Genomic DNA, 19,192 nt, shown 5'->3' with positions numbered 1-19,192 from the left:
ACGTGCGCGAGGAGCAGCGCGGGCCGCAGATCTTCCTCTCGCGCAGCCATCCGCAGTTCATGGCCAAGCTGTTCTCCCAGGAGGTGCCGGAGATCTACGACGGCATCATCGAACTGAAGGCCGTTGCCCGCGACCCGGGCAGCCGCGCCAAGATCGCCGTGGTCTCCTACGATGCCTCCATCGATCCGGTGGGCGCCTGCGTGGGCATGCGCGGCAGCCGCGTGCAGGCGGTGGTCAGCGAACTGCAGGGCGAGAAGATCGACATCATTCCCTGGTCGGAGGATACCGCCACCTTCGTGGTCAACGCGCTTGCCCCCGCCGAGGTCAGCAAGGTGGTGCTCGACGAGGATCAGGGGCGGATCGAGGTGGTGGTGCCCGACGACCAGCTTTCCCTGGCCATCGGCCGGCGCGGCCAGAACGTGCGCCTGGCCTCGATCCTGACCGGCTGGGACATCGACATCATGACCGAGGAGACGGAATCCCGGCGCCGCCAGGACGAATTCCGCGCCCGCTCCCAAATGTTCATCGATGCGCTGGACGTCGACGACGTCATCGCCCACCTGCTGGTGGCCGAGGGCTTCATGGCCCTGGAGCAGGTCGCCTTCGTGCCGGTGGAGGAACTGGCGCAGATCGAAGGCTTCGACGAGGAAGTGGCTGAGGAACTGCGCGCCCGCGCCCGGGCCCATCTCGAGGAGATGGACCGGCTCAACGAGGAGCGCCGACGCGAGCTGGGCGTCAACGACGACCTTACCGAGGTGGAAGGCCTGTCGCCCTCGCTGCTGGTGACCCTCGGCGAGCAGGGGGTGCGCACCCTGGACGACCTGGCCGATCTCTCGGCCGACGAACTGCGCTTCGCCTCCAGCACCCTGCGTGGCGAAGCCACCCTGGAGACCATGGTCGGGCTCACCGAAAGGGAAGTCGAGGAGGTTCTGGCCGGCAGCACCATGACCCAGGATGAAGCCAACCGCATCATCATGGCGGCCCGGGCACACTGGTTCGACGACGAGCCCGAGGAAGCGGGCGAGGCCGACGGCGAAGAGCCGGTGGCCGAAACTGCCGAAGCTGGCGAAGCTGCCGAAACTGAAACGCAGCCGGAGGGTTAGGCGAAGACGGGATGCAGGCCGCGAGCGCGCAAGCGAAAGGCATGGGCCGCCGCACTGCGGAGGGCAGGCCCGCCAGGGGCGAAACCGGGCAGGCGCATCGGCGCTGCCTGGCCAGTGGCCGGGTCTTGCCCAAGGATCAGCTCCTGCGCTTCGTCGTCGGCCCGGAGGGGCAGGTGGTCCCGGATCTGGCCGAACGCCTGCCCGGCAGGGGTTTGTGGTTGCTTGCCCGGCGCGATATGATGCAGGCGGCTTGCAAGAAGAACCTCTTTGCCAAGGCGGCAAAGCGGCATGTTCGCTTGCCTTCCGATCTTGCCGACCAGGTCGACCTCTTGGCGTTGCGGCGCTGCCTCGATCAACTCGGCCTGGCCCGGCGGGCGGGGGCTGTTTTTGTCGGCTTCGAGAAGGTGAAGTCGGCGCTCCGGGCCGATCGGGTCGGTTTGTTGCTGCAGGCCAGCGACGCGGCCGCAGACGGACGGAACAAGCTGCGCAACCTGGCGCAAGCCATTGGCCAGGATGTACCCGTCGAGGCATTTTGCGACGGGGCTATTTTGGGGGCCGCCCTGGGGCGGGAGGCCGCCGTGCATGTGGGCATTGCGCGGGGCCGCTTCGCGGCGGGCCTGCTGCGCGACCTGCGCCGCCTCGCCGGTTTGCGGGGCTGCGGGGAACAAGGAAACGGGGTTGGGCGTCCGACCCAAGGTGAGCGCTAGAGATTATGACGACGAGCAACGAAAGCGAAGCGAAACGGCCGTTGAAGCTGAACCGGCCGGGTAAGCTGCAACTCAAAAAGACCGTCGAAACCGGCCAGGTGCGGCAGAGCTTCAGCCATGGCCGCAGCAAGGCCGTGACCGTCGAGGTCAAGCGCAGCCGAACCTTCGAGCGCGGCTCCTCCGGGCGGATGAAGGAGGTTACCGAGGCCAAGGCCGAGAGTCAGACGGCACCGGCGGAAGCGCCTGACTCCGCGGCGGTCGAGACGGTCGACGAGAAGACCGCGGGCAAGCATCCTCAGCTTTCGGCCGAAGAACGCGCCAGCCGCGCCCGTGCCCTGGAGATCGCCAAGGAAGAGGAAGCCAGCCGGCGCCACCGCGAAGAGGAAGAAGCCAAGCGCCGGGCCGTCGAGGCCAAACATGCGGCCGAGGAGCGGGCGCGCCGCGAGGCGGAAGAGGAAGCCGCCCGGGCCAAGGCCGCCGAAGAGGCCGAACGCCAGGCGAAGCTGGAGGCCGAACAGGCGACGGCGCAGGACGGCTCGGCCGCCGCGCAGGCCCAGCCCGCCGGGACTCCGGCGCCGCAGAAGGCTCCCGCCAAGGCGCCGGCCAGGGCCAAGGATGACAGCCGCCCGGCGACGCCCGAGGAAGACGCCAGCGCACGCGCGAAGCGCAAACCCTCCGCACCGCCGAAGCCGACCCAGGGCCGCCGCGGCGAGCAGCGCCGCCGTTCCGGCAAGCTGACCATCAACCAGGCGCTGGACGGCCAGGAAACCCGCCAGCGCTCCCTGGCTTCGGTCAAGCGCCAGCGCGAGAAGCAGATGCGCGCGACCCATGCCCACCAGCCCCACCAGCCGCCGCAAAAGGTGATCCGCGAGGTGGTGCTGCCAGAAATCATCACGGTGCAGGAACTGGCCAACCGCATGGCCACGCGCGGCGCCGACGTGGTCAAGACCCTGATGAAGCTTGGGGTCATGGCCACCATCACCCAGTCGATCGATGCCGACACCGCCGAACTGGTGGTCGAGGAATTCGGCCACAAGATCAAGCGCGTCTCCGCCGCCGACGTCGAGATCGGCATGCGCGGCGCCGACGACGATCCGGAGGAGCTGCAGCCGCGCCCGCCGGTGGTGACGGTGATGGGCCACGTCGACCACGGCAAGACCTCGCTGCTGGATGCCCTGCGCGCCACCGACGTGGTGGCGGGCGAGGCCGGCGGCATCACCCAGCACATCGGTGCCTATCAGGTGCGCCTGGCCTCCGGCGAGCGCATCACCTTCATCGACACGCCGGGCCACGCCGCCTTTACCGAGATGCGCTCGCGCGGCGCCACGGTCACCGACATCGTGGTGCTGGTGGTGGCCGGCGACGACGGCATCAAGGAACAGACCGTGGAGGCGATCAACCACGCCAAGGCGGCGGAGGTGCCGATCATCGTCGCCATCAACAAGATGGACAAACCCGGCGCCGACTCCTCGCGGGTCAAGCAGGAGCTGCTGCAGCACGAGCTGATCGTCGAGGACATGGGCGGCGAGATTCTCGCCATCGAAGTCTCGGCGACCGAAAAGACCAACCTCGACAAGCTGGAGGAGGCCATCCTCCTGCAGTCCGAGCTGCTGGAGCTGAAGGCCAATCCGGACCGCGGTGCCGAGGGCGTCATCATCGAGGCCAAGCTGGAGCGCGGACGCGGCTCGGTGGCGACGGTCCTGGTGCAACGCGGCAAGCTCAGCGTTGGCGACATCTTCGTTGCCGGCAGCGAGTGGGGCCGGGTGCGCGCCCTGGTCAACGAGCGCGGCGAGCAGGTGGACACGGCCGGTCCGGCGGACCCGGTGGAGGTTCTGGGCCTCAACGGCACGCCGCTGGCCGGCGACGACTTCACCGTGGTGGAGAACGAGGGCCGAGCCCGCGAGATCGCCGAGTACCGCCAGCGCACCCGGCGCGAGACCGAGATCACCGCCACCGCCCGCGGCTCCCTCGAACAGATGATGAGCCGCATCAAGGAAGGCGAGGCCTCGGAACTGCCGGTGGTGGTCAAGTCCGACGTGCACGGCTCCATGGAAGCCATCGTCAACAGCTTCGAGAAGCTGGGCAACGAGGAGGTCAAGGTCCGGGTGCTGCACAGCGGTGTCGGCGGCATCAACGAGTCCGACGTCACCCTGGCCAATGCCACCGGGGCCATCATCATCGCCTTCAACGTCCGCGCCAATCCGCAGGCGCGCCAGATGGCGCGGCGCGATTCCGTGGACATCCGCTACTACTCGATCATCTACGACGTGGTGGACGACGTGAAGGCGGCGCTCAGCGGCCTGCTGGCCCCCAAGCAGCAGGAACAGTTCCTGGGCTACGCGGAGATCCGCCAGGTGTTCAACAACTCCAAGGTCGGCAAGGTCGCCGGCTGCATGATCACCGAGGGTCAGGTCAAGCGCGGCGCCAAGGTGCGTCTGCTGCGCGACAACGTGGTGATTCACGACGGCACTCTGAAGACCCTGCGGCGCTTCAAGGACGAGGTCCGCGAGGTCAAGGAAGGCTACGAGTGCGGCATGGCCTTCGAGAACTACACCGACATCCAGGTCAACGACCAGATCGAGTGCTATGAGATTCAAGAGGTTGCCCGCGCTCTCTGACGAGCGCCGCAGCACGGGCGGCTGACCAGGGCCCGGCGGCACCGCCTTTGGGCGGCTGCCCGGTCCCGGGAAATGACGATGGGTTCACAGCGAAGCACAGCAGGGCGCGCGGGCGCCAAGGCGCCGAGCCAGCGACAGCTCAGGGTCGGCGAGGAACTGCGCCACGCCCTCTCGCGCATTCTGATGCGCGGCGACCTCCACGATCCCCTCCTCGCCGAGGCCAGCCTCACCGTCACCGAGGTGCGGGTGAGCCCGGATCTCAAGAACGCCACCGCCTTTGTGGTGCCCCTGGGCGGGCGCGGCAGCGGCGAGATCGTCGCCGCCCTCAATCGCGCCGCCGCCTTTCTGCGCGGCCAGGTCGGCCGCGAGGTGCATCTGCGCCATGTCCCGAGGCTGGCCTTTCAGGCCGACCGCAGCTTCGACGAGGCCGACAAGATCAACGCCCTGCTGCACGATCCGCGGGTCCAGCGCGATGTCGAAGCCGCGGAGCGGGCCGAAGGTTCCGACCTTGATGCCCCGCAAGGCCCGGCAGCGGAGCGCCCTGACGAAAAGGCCTGAGCGATGGCAGCCAAGCCGGAAAGACAGCCGAAGGCCAAGGGCGCCGCGGTCAACGGCTGGCTGGTGATCGACAAACCGCTGGGCCTGACCTCCACCCAGGTGGTCGGCCGGGTGCGCCGTGTCCTCCGGCCCCGCAAGCTGGGCCACGGCGGCACCCTCGATCCCCTGGCCACGGGCCTGCTGCCCATCGCCATGGGCGAGGCGACCAAGACCGTCTCCTATGTCATGGACGGCCGGAAGTCCTACCGCTTCACCCTGCGCTGGGGCCAGGCGACGGAGACCGACGACGCCGAGGGCGCGGTCATCGAGGAGTCCACGGAACGCCCGGACACCGCGGCGATCGAGGCCGTGCTGCCGCGCTTTCGCGGAGAGATCGAACAGATCCCGCCGCTCTATTCGGCGATCAAGGTCGGCGGCCGGCGGGCCTACGATCTGGCCCGGGCCCAGGCGGATTTCGAGCTGAAGCCCCGCCGGGTCACGGTCCACGAGATCGCCCTCACGGGCCAGCCGGACCGTGACCATGCGGTCTTCGACGTGCGCTGCGGCAAGGGCACCTACATGCGCTCGCTGGCCCGCGACCTGGGGCGTGCCGCCGGCACCGTGGCGCATATCACGGAACTGAGGCGATTAACCGTCGGTCCGTTTACCGAAACCGACGCGATTTCGCTGGAATCTTTGGAATCCTTGGGGCATAGTCCCGCCGCCTTGGAGCAGGTGCTCCCGGTCGAGACCGCGCTGGACGACATCCCGGCGCTGGCCTTGTCCGAGACCGAGGCGAACCGCCTGCGCTGCGGGCAGGCCGTGTCCATGGTGGCGCGCGCCAACCGCGAACGCATACGCGACCTCTGCAACGGAGCCATAGTCTTTGCCAGTGCCGGCGGCAAGCCGGTGGCATTGGCCCGTTATGAGGCAGGCGAAATCCACCCGGTCAGGGTTTTGAATCTTTAGGACAATGGAGATAACCGATGTCGATCACTGCCGAGCGCAAGACTGCGCTGATCGAAGAGTATGGCACCCATGTGGGCGATACCGGGTCGCCGGAGGTGCAGGTTGCGATCCTCACTGAGCGGATCGTGAACCTGACCGAGCATCTGAAGTCCCACAAAAAGGATTTCCACTCGCGCCGCGGCCTGTTGGTCATGGTCGGCCAGCGCCGGCGCCTGCTGGACTATGTGAAGGGCAAGGACAAGGCACGCTACGAGGGCCTTATCCAGCGCCTGGGCCTGCGCCGTTAGGGCGGGGCCGATGTCACCGCGCTCTGCGCCGAACTCTGCCTGCCGCGCCCCCGAGGGCGGGCCGGCAAGGGCCGGCGCCGGACGCGGGCGATAGGTAAGAATGACGATTGGTGACATCGTGACAACGCCGGCACGATGGCTCCCTGGAGGGCCGGGCCGACGTAAGCAGCGTGCAAGCACGGTTCGGGGCGGAAGGCCCCGAAGCGGTCGCGCTGTTTACGCGGGTCCGGCGCTTTGCTTTTCGGCAAATAGACGCACCGGCGTAAGGTTGGAAGGACCTGAATTGAATGTTTGATATCTATAAGCAGGAAATCGAGTGGGGCGGCCGCAAGCTGACCCTGGAGACCGGCCGCATCGCGCGCCAGGCCAACGGCGCCGTCCTGGCGACCTACGGCGAGACCGTGGTGCTCTGCACCGCGGTGGGCGAGTCGGCGCCGCGCCCGGGCATGGATTTCTTCCCTCTCACCGTGAACTACCAGGAAAAGACCTTCGCCGCGGGCAAGATCCCGGGCGGCTTCTTCAAGCGTGAGGGCCGTCCCTCGGAGAAGGAGACCCTGACCTCCCGCCTCATCGACCGGCCGATCCGTCCGCTTTTCGCCAAGGGCTACAAGAACGAGACCCAGGTGATCTGCACGGTGCTGAGCCACGACCTGGAGAACGATCCCGACGTCGTCGCTATGGTCGGCGCCTCGGCGGCGCTCACCATCTCCGGCCTGCCCTTCCTCGGCCCCATCGGCGGCGCCCGGGTCGGCTACAAGGACGGCGAATACGTCCTCAATCCGCTGATGGACGATATGGAGGAGAGTGCCCTCGACTTGGTCCTGGCCGGCACCCGCGAGGGCGTTCTGATGGTCGAGTCGGAAGCCCATGAGCTTTCCGAGGAGATCATGCTGGGGGCGGTCACCTTCGGCCACGAGCAGATGCAGCCGGTGATCGACGCCATCATCGCCCTGGCCGAGCGCTGCGCCAAGGAACCGATGGACGTGGCGCCGCCGGCCCCGGAGGTCGAGGAGGTCAAGAACAAGCTCGTCGCCGGCGGCATCCTGGACCGCTTCACCGAGGCCTATACCGAGGTCGACAAGCAGACCCGCCAGTCCAAGCTGGCCGCGGTGCGCGAAGCGGCGGTGGAAGACCTCAGCGACGAAGAGAAGGAGCACGCCTCCGGCCTCTTCAAGTCCCTGGAAAGCGACGTCGTGCGCGGCGGCATCCTGAAGACCGGCAACCGTATCGACGGCCGCACCACCACGGATATCCGGCCGATCGTTTGCGAAGTGGGTGTGCTGCCGCTCACCCACGGCTCCGCCCTCTTCACCCGCGGCGAGACCCAGGCGCTGGTCACCACGACGCTGGGCACCGGCCAGGACGAGCAGCTCATCGACTCCCTGGAAGGCAGCTACCGCGAACACTTCATGCTGCACTACAACTTCCCGCCCTATTCGGTGGGTGAGTGCAGCTTCCGCCTGGCTCCGGGGCGCCGCGAGATCGGCCACGGCAAGCTGGCCTGGCGGGCGGTGCGGCCGCTGCTGCCCACCAAGGACGACTTCCCCTACACCATCCGCGTGGTCTCCGAGATCACCGAGTCCAACGGCTCCTCCTCCATGGCGACGGTCTGCGGCTCTTCGCTCTCGATGATGGACGCCGGCGTGCCGCTGCCGCGGCCGGTGGCGGGCATCGCCATGGGCCTGATCAAGGAAGGCGACGACTTCGCCGTGCTGTCGGACATCCTGGGCGACGAGGACCACCTCGGCGACATGGACTTCAAGGTGGCCGGCTCCGAGAACGGCATCACCTCGCTGCAGATGGACATCAAGATCACCTCCATCACCAAGGAGATCATGGGCGTCGCGCTGAACCAGGCGAAGGACGGCCGGATGCACATCCTGGGCGAGATGAACAAGGCCCTGACCTCGGCGCGCGAAGGGGTTTCCGAAAACGCGCCGCGGATCACCGTCATCTCCATCCCCAAGGACAAGATCCGCGATGTCATCGGCACCGGCGGCAAGGTGATCCGCGAGATCACCGAGGAGACCGGCGCCAAGATCGACATCGAGGACGACGGCACGGTGAAGGTGGCCGCCGTCGACCAGGACCAGGCCCAGGCGGCCCTCGATTGGATCAAGTCCATCGTCGCCGAGCCGGAGGTGGGCGTGATCTACAACGGCAAGGTGGTGAAGATCGTCGACTTCGGCGCCTTCGTGAACTTCCTGGGCCCGCGCGACGGTCTCGTCCACATCAGCGAGCTGGCGCCGGAGCGCGTCAAGACCGTCGGCGACGTCGTCAACGAGGGCGACACCGTCAAGGTCAAGTGCATCGGCATGGAGCGTGGCAAGGTGAAGCTCTCCATGAAGCGGGTGAACCAGGAAACCGGCGAGGACCTGGAGGCCGAAGCCAGCTAAGACCTGCCGATCCGGAACAGGGAAAGGCCGGCCGCGGGGTGATGGCGACATGACCTCCGCGCCGGCCTTTTCTTTGCAGTTGCCGCGGGTCATGGGCCACCGCGGGGCCAAGGCCCTGGCGCCGGAAAACACCCTGGCCTCCATCGCGGCCGCGGCGGCGACGGGCGTGAAGTGGGTCGAGTTCGACGTCATGCTCACCGCCGACGGCGAGCCGGTCCTCTTCCACGACGAGACTCTGAAGCGCACCACCGGCGCCCCCGGCACCATGGCGGCGAGCCCCTTCGAGTTGGTCCGGGCGCTGGATGCCTCCCTGGATTTCGGGCGCAAGTATGGCCGCCGGGTTGGAGCGGGCTTTCGCGGGCGGGCCGACTGCCGCGTGCCGAGCCTCGAGGAGGCGGTGGCCTGCCTGATTGAGCATAGCCTCACCCCCAACGTGGAAATCAAGCCGACCCCCGGCCTGGCGGCAGAGACCGCCGAGGTCGCCCTGGACCAGCTCCAGCGATTGTGGCCACAAGACCGGCTGCCGCCGCTGATCAGCAGTTTTCAGCGAGAGAGTTTGGCGGCGGCAAAGCGCGTGGCCCCGGCCTGGCCGCGCGGCTTCCTGGCCGAGGGTCTTCCCGCCGACTGGCGCGCGGCCATGGCCGAACTCGGCTGTGTCTCGCTGCATCTCAACTGGCGGCGGGTGCGCCAGCGCGACGTGGCGGCCGCCCATGCCGCGGGCTATGCGGTGGCCGCCTATACCGTCAACGGAACGCGCGCCGCCCGCCGACTCTGGGGCAAGGGTGTCGATTGCCTGATCACCGACCGGCCCGACCGCCTGCTTGGTTTGGAGAATGCGCCCGAGGGCGCAGGACGCTAAGACGCGTCAGCCGCCCATGCGGCCCGGGGCGGGGATGCCGACGATGTTGTAGCCGCCGTCCACGTAGTGGACCTCGCCGGTCACTCCCTGGGAGAGGTCGGAGGCGAAGTAGAGGCCGGCGGAGCCCACCTCTTCCAGCAGCACGTTGCGCTTCAGCGGCGCGTGGTCGCGGTTCCAGCTGAACACGAAGCGCGCATCGCCGATGGCCGAACCTGCAAGCGTGCGCATGGGCCCGGCGGAGATGGCGTTGACCCGGATGCCCTGTTCGCCCAGGTCGACGGCCAGGTAGCGCACGCTGGCTTCCAGGGCTGCCTTGGCGACGCCCATGACGTTGTAGTTGGGGGTCACCCGCTCGGCCCCCAGATAGGTCAGTGTGACCAAGCTGCCGCCCGGGCCCATCAGGGCGGCGGCGTGGCGGGCGACGGCGGTGAAGGAGTAGCAGGAGATCGCCAGGGTGCGGCGGAAGTTTGCGCGGGTGGTGTTGAGGTAGCGCCCCTTCAGTTCTTCCTTGTCGGAATAGGCGATGGCGTGGATCACCACATCCACCTGGCCCCAGCGTTCGCGCAGGCCGTCGAAGGTCGCGGAGATGTCGCTCTCCTGCTCGACGTCGCAGGGCAGCACGATGTCCGATCCCAGGGACTCGGCCAGCGGCCGCACTCTGCGTTCAAAGGCGCTGGCCTGATAGGTGAAGGCGAGTTCCGCGCCCTGGCGATGCAGCGCCTGCGCAATTCCCCAGGCGATCGAGTGATCGTTCGCCACCCCCATGATCAGGCCGCGTTTACCGGCCATCAAACCTGACATCGACGTCCCTGTTCCTTAACCCCCGACTACGAGCCTCGACCTCCGGCTCCAGCTTCTAACCTCACCCTTCGAATCGCTTGAACGCGAGGCTGGCGTTGGTGCCGCCGAAGCCGAAGCTGTTGGACATCACGCAGTTCAACGACAGCCCCTCCTCCGCCTCGCGGACGATGGGCATGCCCTCGGCCTCCGGGTCCAGGTTATCGATGTTGGCCGATGCGGAGACGAAGTTGTTGTCCAGCATAAGCAGCGAATAGATCGCTTCGTGCACGCCGGTGGCGCCCTGCGAGTGGCCAGTGAGCGACTTGGTGGAGGAGACCCGCGGCATGTCGGCGCCGAAGGCCTCGCGGATCGCCTGCAGCTCGACGATGTCGCCGGCGGGGGTCGAGGTGCCGTGGGCGTTGACGTAGTCGACCGGCGTGTTGCCCAGGCCCTGCATGGCCAGGCGCATGCAGCGCACCGCGCCTTCGCCGGAGGGGGCGACCATGTCGGCGCCGTCGGCGGTGGCGGCATAGGCGGCGACCTCGCCGTAGATCTTGGCGCCGCGGGCCTTGGCGCGCTCCAGTTCCTCCAGCACCACCACACCGCCGCCGCCGGAGATGACGAAGCCGTCGCGATCGCGGTCATAGGGGCGCGAGGCGCGGGTCGGCTCGTCGTTGTAACCGCTGGAGAGCGCGCCCATGGCGTCGAAAAGCACGGTCAGGGTCCAGTGCAGCTCCTCGCCGCCGCCGGCGAAGACGAGATCCTGTTTGCCCATCTGGATCAGCTCGGCGCCGTTGCCCACGCAGTGGGCGGAGGTGGAGCAGGCCGAGGAGATCGAATAGCTGTGGCCCTTGATCTTGAAGGCGGTGCCCATGTTCGCCGAATTGGTCGAGGACATGCAGCGCGGCACCATATAGGGGCCGACGCGCTTCGGCCCTTTGCTGCGGGCGAGGTCGGCGGCCAGGACCTGATTGGAGGTGGAGGGCCCGCCGGAGCCCATGACCAGGCCCGTGCGTTCGTTGGAGACTTCGCCCTCGGTCAATCCCGCATCGGCGATGGCTTCCTGCATGGCGATGTAGTTGTAAGCCGATCCGTCGCCCATGAAGCGCCGCAGCTTGCGGTCGACGTGATCGGCGATGTCGATCTTCAGGGAGCCGTGGATATGGCTGCGGAATCCCATCTCGGCATAGGTCTCGGAGAACTCGATGCCGGAGCGCCCCTGGCGCAGCGACTCGGTCACCTCGGCCTTGTTGTTGCCGATGCTGGAGACGATGCCTATTCCTGTGACAGCGACACGGCGCATTGCTCTATTCCGTTATGTGGCCGTTAGATGCTTGGCGGGCCGGTTCGGCGCGGCGTTCCTTGGTCGATCCATCATGCTCAGCCAGAACCCGACCCATAGACCAAGGGCTCAGGCGGTCTGCGGCTCGCTCTGAAACAGGCCGACCTTGAGGTCCTTCGCTTCGTAAACCGGCCGGCCGTCAACCTTCATGATGCCGTCGGCGATTCCCAGCACTAGCTTGCCCATGCGCACGCGCTTAAGGTCCAGATGATAGCTGACGAGTTTGGCCGTCGGCACAACCATCTCGGTGAACTTCACCTCGCCGACGCCGAGCGCCCGTCCGCGCCCCGGCGCTCCCAGCCAGCCCAGGAAGAAGCCGACAAGCTGCCAGAGCGAATCCAGCCCGAGGCAGCCCGGCATCACCGGGTCGCCCTCGAAGTGGCACTCGAAGAACCAGAGCTTGGGGTCGATATCGAACTCGGCGACGATATGGCCTTTGCCGTGCTCGCCGCCTTCCTCGGAAATCTCGGTGATGCGATGGAACATCAGCATCGGCGGCAGAGGAAGCTGTGCGTTTCCCGGCCCGAAGAGCTTGCCGTGCGCGCAGCGCAGCAGATCTTCGTACGGGAAACTATTTTGTCTCTTGTTCAAACGATTCACCCAGTCCGGCACTCTTGATTGTGGATTCAAACCTCAGGCGGTGCGCCATCCCCCCGGAGCACACCAGACGCGCCCTTGCCGCCGGTTCTGTTGAGAAACTGAACGACAAAAGTCGCCGCAACCGCCCGATGCCACACTTTACATAAGCCGATTGGCACCTCTACGCCACGACAAAAAGCGCTGCCACGAAACGCTTAGCGGACGCAGCCAACGCTGGGCGAACTATAGCACAGCCTCGGCGCTGTCAAACAGCCCCGCATCGTCGCAGGCACTGCTGTCAGCCTCGCACTCACGTGGTTAAGAGCGGCTTAATTCTCTGTTTCGGACGCAGACTTTATAGGGGTTCCAAAGAAATTGACAATTCGCTGTTTTTGCCACTTTAATTCCACCTGCACTGGACCATATCAGGAGTCATGGTGAGCAAGGACCGCCCCTATAGCGCATTGGTGCATCGTCTCAAGACCGCAGGCCTTCGGCCGACGCGGCAGCGCTTGGCGCTGGCCAAGTTGCTGTTCGAGTCGCCCGGCGGGGACGACCGCCATATCACGGCCGAGCAACTGCATGCCGAGGCCCTGGGCGAATCCGTGCGCGTGTCTTTGGCCACGGTCTACAACAGCCTGCATCAGTTCACCGAAGCCGGGCTGTTGCGCGAGGTGGTGGTCGAACCGGGCCGGTCCTATTTCGACACCAATGTCTCCGACCATCATCATTTCTATTTCGAAGACAGCGGCGAGCTGCAGGACATTCCCGGCGAGCATGTCCAGATGGAGAGCCTGCCGGCGGCCCCGGCGGGGACCCGCGTCGCGCGGGTGGACGTGATCATCCGGCTTTCCGGAGACTAGGGCCGCGCCCTGTAACCACTCTTCTTTTTCTGTCATTTAAACTACACATTAGAACTATTCTAATTCGTTGACAGAATCGTGAGCTCGGTCTATTTAGGCTCAATGACGGGCGGTTTGCCGACCATGCGGGGCGGCAAGCGGACAAGCCCGCAGCACAGACCCGGGCAGGTCTTCGCTGTGCCCGGGGACTTCCTACAGGAGAGAAATATCCATGTCGCTTCAGGGCTCGAAGACGGAACAGAATCTCAAAGACGCCTTCGCCGGTGAGAGCCAGGCCAATCGCCGCTATCTCTACTTCGCGCAGAAGGCCGACATCGAGGGCTACAACGACGTCGCCGCGGTCTTCCGCTCCACTGCCGAGGGGGAAACCGGCCATGCCCACGGCCACCTGCAGTACCTGGAGGAGGTCGGCGATCCGGCGACCGGAGAGCCCATCGGCGACACCACGGCCAATCTGAAGTCCGCCATCGCCGGCGAAACCCACGAGTACACCGACATGTACCCGGGCATGGCCCGCACCGCGCGCGAAGAAGGCTTCGACGAGATCGCCGATTGGTTCGAAACTCTCGCCAAAGCCGAGAAGAGCCACGCCGGGCGCTTCCAGAAAGCCCTGGACACCATGGCCTGAGGCCCTGGCGCGGCCTTGCGCCGTGACGGGAAACCTCATTGCGGCAGGACTGTTGGCGGCGGCCGGCCAAGCGGCCGCCCCTCGGTCCCGCTGCCGCTGCCGTACCGTTTCGCCCCCGGACCGTTGCGTGCGCCAGGCCGCCGCGGTGATACCATGCCGGGGCTGATCGTCTTTCGCGAAAGCAGGACCTAAGAATGAGCGAAGGTGGCCTGAACGCCCCGATTCGGCATCCCCTCGACTGGAACGATCCGGACTTCTACGACTGGGAGAAGCTGAATGCGGAGATGGAGCGCGTCTTCGACGTCTGCCACGGCTGCCGCCGTTGCTTCAATCTCTGCGATTCCTTTCCGCGCCTCTTCGATCTGATCGACGAGTCCGACAGCGGCGAACTCGATACCGTCGACAAGGCGGATTACACCAAGGTCGTCGACGCCTGCACGCTCTGCGACATGTGCTTCATGGTGAGCTGCCCCTACGTGCCGCCCCATGAATTCAACATCGACTTCCCGCACCTGATGCTGCGCTACCGGGCCGCCGAGCGGAAGCGGGGCAAGATCGACCGCCGGGTCGACCAACTCACCCGCACCGACCGCAACGGCAAGCTGGCGGCCTTTGCCGCGCCGGCCTGCAACTGGGCGAGCAGTACCGCGAACAAGGTGACCCGGCCGATGATGGAGGAGCTTGCCGGCGTGCATCGCGATGCCGCGCTGCCGGAGTTCCACGGCAAGACCTTTGCCCTGCGCGCCTTGGAAACGCCGCTGGAGGCCAACGCCGAGGCACCGGCCAGGGGCCGCAAGGCGGCGCTCTACGCCACCTGTTTCGTCAACTACAACAACCCGAAGATAGGCGAGGCGGCGCGCGCGGTGCTGGCCCACAACGGGGTCGAGACCGAGGTGGTCTATCCCTCCTGCTGCGGCATGCCGCAGCTCGAGCAGGGAGATATCGATAAGGTCGCCAAGGTCGCCAGGCAGGTCGCTGGCGAACTCGGCCGCTGGATCGACCAGGGCTACGACATCGTCGCCCTCACCCCCTCCTGCGCGCTGATGCTGAAGTTCGAATGGCCGTTGATCCTGCCGGAGGACGCCGCGGTCAAGCGGCTGTCGCAAGCCACCTTCGACATCACCGAATACGTGGTCGACATCGCCAAGAAGGAGGGGCTGTCCGAAGGCCTCTCACCGCTGGAGGGCGGCGTCTCTCTGCACATGGCCTGCCATGCCCGGGCCCAGAACGTCGGCGCCAAGGCGGCGGAGATGCTGCGCATGGTGCCGGGCTCCGACGTGAAGGTGGTGGAGCGCTGCTCCGGTCACGGCGGTTCCTGGGGGGTGATGAAGGAGAACTTCGAGACCGCCATCAAGGTGGGCCGCCCGGCGGCGCGCCTTTCCGCGCAGGCCGGCAAGACCTATATCGCTTCCGAATGCCCGCTGGCCGGCCAGCACATCCTGCAGGGTATCGAGCGCCTGAAGATGGACAACAAGCCGCAGGTCGACCGCAGCTACCACCCCATCGAGCTTTTCGCCAAGGCTTACGGGTTGGGCGGCTAGGGCCGCCTGAGGCCCCCCGACTTGAGAAAGCCCGTCTTGAAAGACAAGGAGTTCCCCCGAGCATGACCGCTGGACTTGCCATGAAAAAAGCGATCACCCGCGACGACATCCTGCCCATGGAAAGCTATGCCGCCGAGCGCCGCGAGCTGCGCCGCGATCTCGTCGAAAAGAAGAAGTTCCGCCGCCAGGAGATCGGCCCGGTCTGCACCTTCTACTTCGAGAACTACCAGACCATGTGGGCCCAGGTGCATGAAATGCTCTTTATCGAAAAGGGCGGCGAGGAGCAGATCGCCGACGAACTGCGCGCCTACAATCCGCTGATCCCCCAGGGCCGCGAACTGGTGGCCACGGTGATGTTCGAGATCGACGAACCGGTGCGCCGCCGGACCTTCCTGTCGAAGCTGGGCGGCGTCGAGGAGACGGCTTTCTTCGAGGTCGAGGGCGAGCGCATCGTCGGCCGGCCGGAAGACGACGTCGACCGCACCACCGCCGACGGCAAGGCCTCCTCCGTGCAGTTCATCCACTTCCACTTCACCGACGACCAGGTCGCCCGGTTCCGCACCGCCGGGGCCCGCGTCATTCTCGGCTTCGACCATCCGGCCTACAGCCACATGACCATCCTGCCCGAAGAGGTGCGCGGCGCCCTGGCCCAGGACTTCGACTGAGCGAACGCAGCGCCTCGCCCTTCGAGACGGGCCTTTCGGCCCTCCTCAGGACGAGGACTGCTCGGAACCTCATCCTGAGGAGGCGCGACAGCGCCGTCTCGAAGGATGATGAAAACGCCTATCTGATCTCTTCGCCGGGATAGAGGCCGTAGAGGCTGTCGCGGGGCAGCCAGCCGCTGTAACCCCCCGCCGAGACCTGGCACCAGTCGTCGCGGCAGCTTTCCAGGGCGGCGATCACGCCGGCATCCAAGAGGGCCACCCCGGCGGCCGCGGCTTCGGGCCGGCGCTTCAGGGTGCGCCGCTGGCCGATCACCAGCACGCTGCGCCGCCCCTGGACCATTGACTGGTGCACCCAGCCCTCGGTGCCCTGCCAGTCGCGGATGCGCCGCCAGGTGTCGAACTCGTCGACGATCTCCACCGGCATGCCGCTGCGGCGATAGACCCAGTCGATTGGGTAGCGCGTGCCGGGGCCGCTGCGCAGGTTCACCTCGTCGGCGCGCAGGCTGACGAAGCGCGGCAGCGGCAGTCCGGTGCGGCCGGGCGGCGGCGGCCGTGGGATCTCAACAGTCGATCCGCTCTGGCTCAGCGTTTCCTGCGCCGCCGCCGGGCCCGGCGCCAAAAGCCCGCCCGGCGCCAAAAGCCCGCCCAGCGCCAAAATCCCACCAAGCGCCAGCAGAGCCGCCAGGGCGCAGCGCACTGCGGGGGCGCTCATGGATCTTCTGTCAGGGCCGGTCATGCCTTCCTTCCTATCGCCCGCATTTGCTTGCGGTCAAGCCGTTGGCTTCGCGCCCGCGCCCGCCCGCCCGGCCGGCGCGATCATTGGCCGCGTCGGCAACGGCGCTGAAGCCCGAGCATGCCCTGGACAAGCCGCCGCCCCGGCTGCTATGGCAGGGCCTGAGGTCGCATGCCATGCCGGGGGGCGTAGTCTCCGGCGCCGGTTCGTTTGCGGTCTCGTCATCGCGCTGCCTCAGTCCGGTTGAGACAAGAACCATGCCCCACTCCAAGGTCCGCGTCATCGTTACCCGCCGCCTGCCCGACGTCATCGAAACGCGGATGATGGAGCTCTTCGACTGCCGGCTGAACCTGGAGGACAAGCCGCTGTCCCAGGCCCAGCTCATCGAGGCTGTGAAGGAGGCCGAAATCCTGGTGCCTACGGTCACCGACCGCATCGATGCGGCGGTGCTCTCCCAGGCCGGCCCACAGCTCCGCCTCATCGCTTCCTTCGGCACCGGCGTCGACCATATCGACCTGAAGACGGCGCGCCAGCGCGGCATCACCGTGACCAACACCCCGGGGGTCCTCACCGAGGATACCGCCGACATGACCATGGCGCTGATCCTCTCGGTGCCGCGGCGCCTTGCGGAGGGCGAGCGCCTGGTGCGCGCCGGCGAGTGGCAGGGCTGGGCGCCCACCGGCATGCTGGGCCATCGCATCAACGGCAAGCGCCTGGGCATCATCGGCATGGGCCGCATCGGCAGCGCCGTGGCGCGCCGCGCCCGGGGCTTCGGCATGTCGATCCACTACCACAACCGGCGGCGGGTCCACCCCTCCCTGGAGGAGGAACTGGAGGCGACCTACTGGGAGAGCCTCGACCAGATGCTCTCGCGCATGGACATCATCTCCATTAACTGCCCCCACACGCCGGCCACTTTCCACCTGCTCTCCGCCCGGCGCCTCAAGCTGATCCGCGAAGAGGCCTATATCGTCAACACCTCGCGCGGCGAGGTGGTGGACGAGAACGCCCTCACCCGCGCCCTGGAAGCCGGGGAGATCGCCGGCGCCGGCCTCGACGTCTTCGAGCACGAACCGGCGGTCAATCCCAAGCTCCTGCGCCTCGACAGCGTGGTCCTGCTGCCCCACATGGGCTCGGCCACCATCGAGGGGCGCCTGGCCATGGGCGAGAAGGTGATCATCTCCATCAAGACCTTCGTTGACGGCCACACCCCGCCCGACCGCGTGCTGGAGACGATGTTTTAGGACGTTGTCGACGGTCGGCGAGACAGCTCCCCCCTCACCCTCCCGCTCACGCGGGCCCCTCCCTCTCCCACGCCGGGGAGAGGGATCAGTTGTCGCTGTGCTTTTGTTTCCCTCTCCCCAGCGCGGGAGAGGGTTGCGCAGGCTTGGTGAGATCGCAGATCGAACTTAGCCGAAGCTGGGTGAGGGGGATTCTTTGTTCTTCTTCCTACTTCACCGGACAGGGGCCCTCGCTGGCGGCGTCGTGGACCTTGATGCGGCCCTCGGCGATGCCCGCTGCCGCGGCCTCGGCGGCTGCTTCCATTTCCGCAGTAATGAGCCCGCGGTTGTGGGCGTCGATCACCCAGTCGAGGCCGCCCTCGGCGAGGCCTAGCACCTGCACCCCCGGGGTCCAGCGCCCTTCCCGCGCGGCCAGGAAGTTCTCGTAGACCGCCACGTCGACGCGCTTCCTCATGGAGGTCAGCACCTTGCCGGGGTGCAGGCCGTTCTGGTTGGAGTCGGTGCCGATGCCCAGCGCCCCGCCGTCGGCGGCGGCCTGCAGCACGCCGATGCCGGTGCCGCCGGCCGCCTGGATGATCACGTCCGCGCCCTGTTCGATCTGGGAGCGGGTGAGCTCCGCCCCGCGGGCCGGGTTGCTCCAGGCCGCCGGGGTGTTGCCGGTCATGTTGACCAGCACCTTCACCGCCGGGTCGGCGCTGCGCGCGCCCTGGATGTAGCCGCAGGCGAACTTGCGGATGATCGGGATGTCCATGCCGCCGACGAAGCCCAGGGTGCCGGTCTTGGAGGCCATGGCCGCCAGCCTGCCGACGACGTAGGAGCCCTCCTGCTCGCGGAACACCACGGAGCGCACGTTGGGCGCCTCGACCACCATGTCGACGAGGACGAAGGCGGTTTCCGGGAACTCCGGTGCCACGTCGGCCAGGGCGGCGGCGTGGGTGAAGCCGATAGCGACGACCGGCGAGTGGCCGCGCTGGGCGAAGGACCGGAGGGCCTGCAGGCTCTGGGCGGCGGAAGCGATCTCGAACTCGGCGTAGCGCTCGCCGGTCTCGGCCCTATAGCGCTCGGCGCCGCGGTAGGCGGCCTCGTTGAAGGAGCCGTCGAATTTGCCGCCCACCGAATAGACCACGGCGGGCCCGGCCTCGTTGGCCACGGCGGCCGAGGTGAGGGCGCAGAGCAGGACGGCGAGAAGGGGGATGCGGCGAAGCAAGGGCGTCTCTCCCGGTTGGCCCGATAGGCGATGCGAAGGGCGAGAGGCTATGCTATTTCGCCTGTCTTCGAAACGGAGGCTTTCGTCCGTTTCAGCGTTTCCACAACCGAGCGCCTTTGCGGAAGCCGCACCGCTGC

18 protein-coding genes are annotated in these 19,192 nt (G+C 67.1%); 13 read left to right on the top strand and 5 right to left on the bottom strand.

Annotated elements, in window-relative coordinates; translation table 11 throughout:
- The 8 genes from nusA to Q0996_RS09315 all read left to right on the top strand — a co-directional run.
- A partial coding sequence (gene nusA / locus Q0996_RS09350; protein WP_299618075.1) for a transcription termination factor NusA occupies positions 1 to 1,103 on the top strand: 1,103 nt, incomplete at its 5' end.
- Positions 1,104 to 1,114: 11 nt separating this feature from the next.
- On the top strand, positions 1,115 to 1,810 hold the full coding sequence (locus tag Q0996_RS09345) for an RNA-binding protein (RefSeq protein ID WP_299618071.1): 696 nt from the start codon (positions 1,115 to 1,117) through the stop codon (positions 1,808 to 1,810).
- Positions 1,811 to 1,815: 5 nt separating this feature from the next.
- A complete protein-coding gene (gene infB, locus Q0996_RS09340) occupies positions 1,816 to 4,428 on the top strand; it encodes a translation initiation factor IF-2 (protein ID WP_299618068.1) in 2,613 nt (870 codons plus the stop codon).
- A gap of 78 nt (positions 4,429 to 4,506) precedes the next feature.
- The gene (gene rbfA, locus Q0996_RS09335) at positions 4,507 to 4,986 is read left to right on the top strand and encodes a 30S ribosome-binding factor RbfA (RefSeq protein ID WP_299618065.1); all 480 of its coding nucleotides are present in this window, start codon (positions 4,507 to 4,509) and stop codon (positions 4,984 to 4,986) included.
- 3 nt (positions 4,987 to 4,989) lie between these two features.
- Positions 4,990 to 5,934 (top strand): tRNA pseudouridine(55) synthase TruB, encoded by a 945-nt coding sequence (truB, locus tag Q0996_RS09330; protein WP_299618062.1) that lies wholly within the window; start codon positions 4,990 to 4,992, stop codon positions 5,932 to 5,934.
- A 17-nt stretch (positions 5,935 to 5,951) separates the two neighbouring features.
- Positions 5,952 to 6,221, top strand: coding sequence for a 30S ribosomal protein S15 (gene rpsO / locus Q0996_RS09325; RefSeq protein WP_299618059.1), 270 nt, complete (start codon positions 5,952 to 5,954; stop codon positions 6,219 to 6,221).
- 287 nt (positions 6,222 to 6,508) lie between these two features.
- Positions 6,509 to 8,617: a polyribonucleotide nucleotidyltransferase gene (gene pnp, locus Q0996_RS09320; RefSeq protein ID WP_299618056.1), complete on the top strand. Its 2,109-nt coding sequence runs from the start codon at positions 6,509 to 6,511 to the stop codon at positions 8,615 to 8,617.
- A 49-nt stretch (positions 8,618 to 8,666) separates the two neighbouring features.
- On the top strand, positions 8,667 to 9,476 hold the full coding sequence (locus tag Q0996_RS09315) for a glycerophosphodiester phosphodiesterase family protein (protein ID WP_299618053.1): 810 nt from the start codon (positions 8,667 to 8,669) through the stop codon (positions 9,474 to 9,476).
- Between the two features lie 6 nt (positions 9,477 to 9,482).
- Here the strand turns inward: Q0996_RS09315 and Q0996_RS09310 are convergent, their stop codons facing one another.
- The 3 genes from Q0996_RS09310 to fabA all read right to left on the bottom strand — a co-directional run bounded on the left by Q0996_RS09310 (position 9,483) and on the right by fabA (position 12,189).
- Positions 9,483 to 10,277: an enoyl-ACP reductase gene (locus Q0996_RS09310; protein WP_299618049.1), complete on the bottom strand. Its 795-nt coding sequence runs from the start codon at positions 10,275 to 10,277 to the stop codon at positions 9,483 to 9,485.
- 61 nt (positions 10,278 to 10,338) lie between these two features.
- Entirely contained in the window at positions 10,339 to 11,559 is a 1,221-nt protein-coding gene (fabB, locus tag Q0996_RS09305; RefSeq protein WP_299618046.1) for a beta-ketoacyl-ACP synthase I, read from the bottom strand.
- A gap of 108 nt (positions 11,560 to 11,667) precedes the next feature.
- A complete protein-coding gene (fabA, locus tag Q0996_RS09300; protein WP_299618043.1) occupies positions 11,668 to 12,189 on the bottom strand; it encodes a 3-hydroxyacyl-[acyl-carrier-protein] dehydratase FabA in 522 nt (173 codons plus the stop codon).
- Positions 12,190 to 12,611: 422 nt separating this feature from the next.
- On the opposite strand from fabA, the gene irrA reads away from it, so the two are divergent.
- The 4 genes from irrA (at position 12,612) to Q0996_RS09280 (ending at position 15,874) form a co-directional block, all read left to right on the top strand.
- Complete coding sequence (gene irrA, locus Q0996_RS09295; protein ID WP_299618040.1) at positions 12,612 to 13,040, top strand: iron response transcriptional regulator IrrA; 429 nt, start codon at positions 12,612 to 12,614, stop codon at positions 13,038 to 13,040.
- 211 nt (positions 13,041 to 13,251) lie between these two features.
- Complete coding sequence (locus Q0996_RS09290; protein ID WP_299618037.1) at positions 13,252 to 13,668, top strand: rubrerythrin family protein; 417 nt, start codon at positions 13,252 to 13,254, stop codon at positions 13,666 to 13,668.
- 194 nt (positions 13,669 to 13,862) lie between these two features.
- Complete coding sequence (locus Q0996_RS09285; RefSeq protein ID WP_299618034.1) at positions 13,863 to 15,209, top strand: (Fe-S)-binding protein; 1,347 nt, start codon at positions 13,863 to 13,865, stop codon at positions 15,207 to 15,209.
- Positions 15,210 to 15,271: 62 nt separating this feature from the next.
- On the top strand, positions 15,272 to 15,874 hold the full coding sequence (locus Q0996_RS09280; RefSeq protein WP_299618031.1) for a DUF3501 family protein: 603 nt from the start codon (positions 15,272 to 15,274) through the stop codon (positions 15,872 to 15,874).
- 118 nt (positions 15,875 to 15,992) lie between these two features.
- Here the strand turns inward: Q0996_RS09280 and Q0996_RS09275 are convergent, their stop codons facing one another.
- Positions 15,993 to 16,586: an SH3 domain-containing protein gene (locus Q0996_RS09275; RefSeq protein WP_299618028.1), complete on the bottom strand. Its 594-nt coding sequence runs from the start codon at positions 16,584 to 16,586 to the stop codon at positions 15,993 to 15,995.
- Positions 16,587 to 16,864: 278 nt separating this feature from the next.
- Here Q0996_RS09275 and Q0996_RS09270 point away from each other — a divergent pair, with 278 nt between their 5' ends.
- Complete coding sequence (locus tag Q0996_RS09270) at positions 16,865 to 17,851, top strand: D-glycerate dehydrogenase (protein WP_299618025.1); 987 nt, start codon at positions 16,865 to 16,867, stop codon at positions 17,849 to 17,851.
- A 205-nt stretch (positions 17,852 to 18,056) separates the two neighbouring features.
- Here Q0996_RS09270 and Q0996_RS09265 read toward each other — a convergent pair whose 3' ends face one another.
- A complete protein-coding gene (locus Q0996_RS09265) occupies positions 18,057 to 19,055 on the bottom strand; it encodes a BMP family ABC transporter substrate-binding protein (RefSeq protein WP_322096672.1) in 999 nt (332 codons plus the stop codon).
- Positions 19,056 to 19,192: the final 137 nt, after the last annotated feature.

Origin of the sequence: Pelagibius sp. (genome assembly GCF_028289705.1) — a bacterium.
Classification (GTDB): Bacteria; Pseudomonadota; Alphaproteobacteria; order Kiloniellales; family Kiloniellaceae; genus Pelagibius.
The sequence above is the reverse complement of the archived record's forward strand: the minus strand, read 5'-3'. Positions and strand labels throughout refer to the sequence as shown.

Coding starts and splice junctions, on each gene's coding strand:
- Q0996_RS09290 (WP_299618037.1), top strand. CDS start 13,252: ATGTCGCTTCAGGGCTCGAAGACGGAACAGAATCTCAAAGACGCCTTC.
- infB (WP_299618068.1), top strand. CDS start 1,816: ATGACGACGAGCAACGAAAGCGAAGCGAAACGGCCGTTGAAGCTGAAC.
- Q0996_RS09310 (WP_299618049.1), bottom strand. CDS start 10,277: ATGTCAGGTTTGATGGCCGGTAAACGCGGCCTGATCATGGGGGTGGCG.
- Q0996_RS09315 (WP_299618053.1), top strand. CDS start 8,667: ATGACCTCCGCGCCGGCCTTTTCTTTGCAGTTGCCGCGGGTCATGGGC.
- Q0996_RS09275 (WP_299618028.1), bottom strand. CDS start 16,586: ATGAGCGCCCCCGCAGTGCGCTGCGCCCTGGCGGCTCTGCTGGCGCTT.
- truB (WP_299618062.1), top strand. CDS start 4,990: ATGGCAGCCAAGCCGGAAAGACAGCCGAAGGCCAAGGGCGCCGCGGTC.
- fabB (WP_299618046.1), bottom strand. CDS start 11,559: ATGCGCCGTGTCGCTGTCACAGGAATAGGCATCGTCTCCAGCATCGGC.
- Q0996_RS09285 (WP_299618034.1), top strand. CDS start 13,863: ATGAGCGAAGGTGGCCTGAACGCCCCGATTCGGCATCCCCTCGACTGG.
- pnp (WP_299618056.1), top strand. CDS start 6,509: ATGTTTGATATCTATAAGCAGGAAATCGAGTGGGGCGGCCGCAAGCTG.
- Q0996_RS09345 (WP_299618071.1), top strand. CDS start 1,115: ATGCAGGCCGCGAGCGCGCAAGCGAAAGGCATGGGCCGCCGCACTGCG.
- rpsO (WP_299618059.1), top strand. CDS start 5,952: ATGTCGATCACTGCCGAGCGCAAGACTGCGCTGATCGAAGAGTATGGC.
- Q0996_RS09270 (WP_299618025.1), top strand. CDS start 16,865: ATGCCCCACTCCAAGGTCCGCGTCATCGTTACCCGCCGCCTGCCCGAC.
- irrA (WP_299618040.1), top strand. CDS start 12,612: ATGGTGAGCAAGGACCGCCCCTATAGCGCATTGGTGCATCGTCTCAAG.
- Q0996_RS09280 (WP_299618031.1), top strand. CDS start 15,272: ATGACCGCTGGACTTGCCATGAAAAAAGCGATCACCCGCGACGACATC.
- rbfA (WP_299618065.1), top strand. CDS start 4,507: ATGGGTTCACAGCGAAGCACAGCAGGGCGCGCGGGCGCCAAGGCGCCG.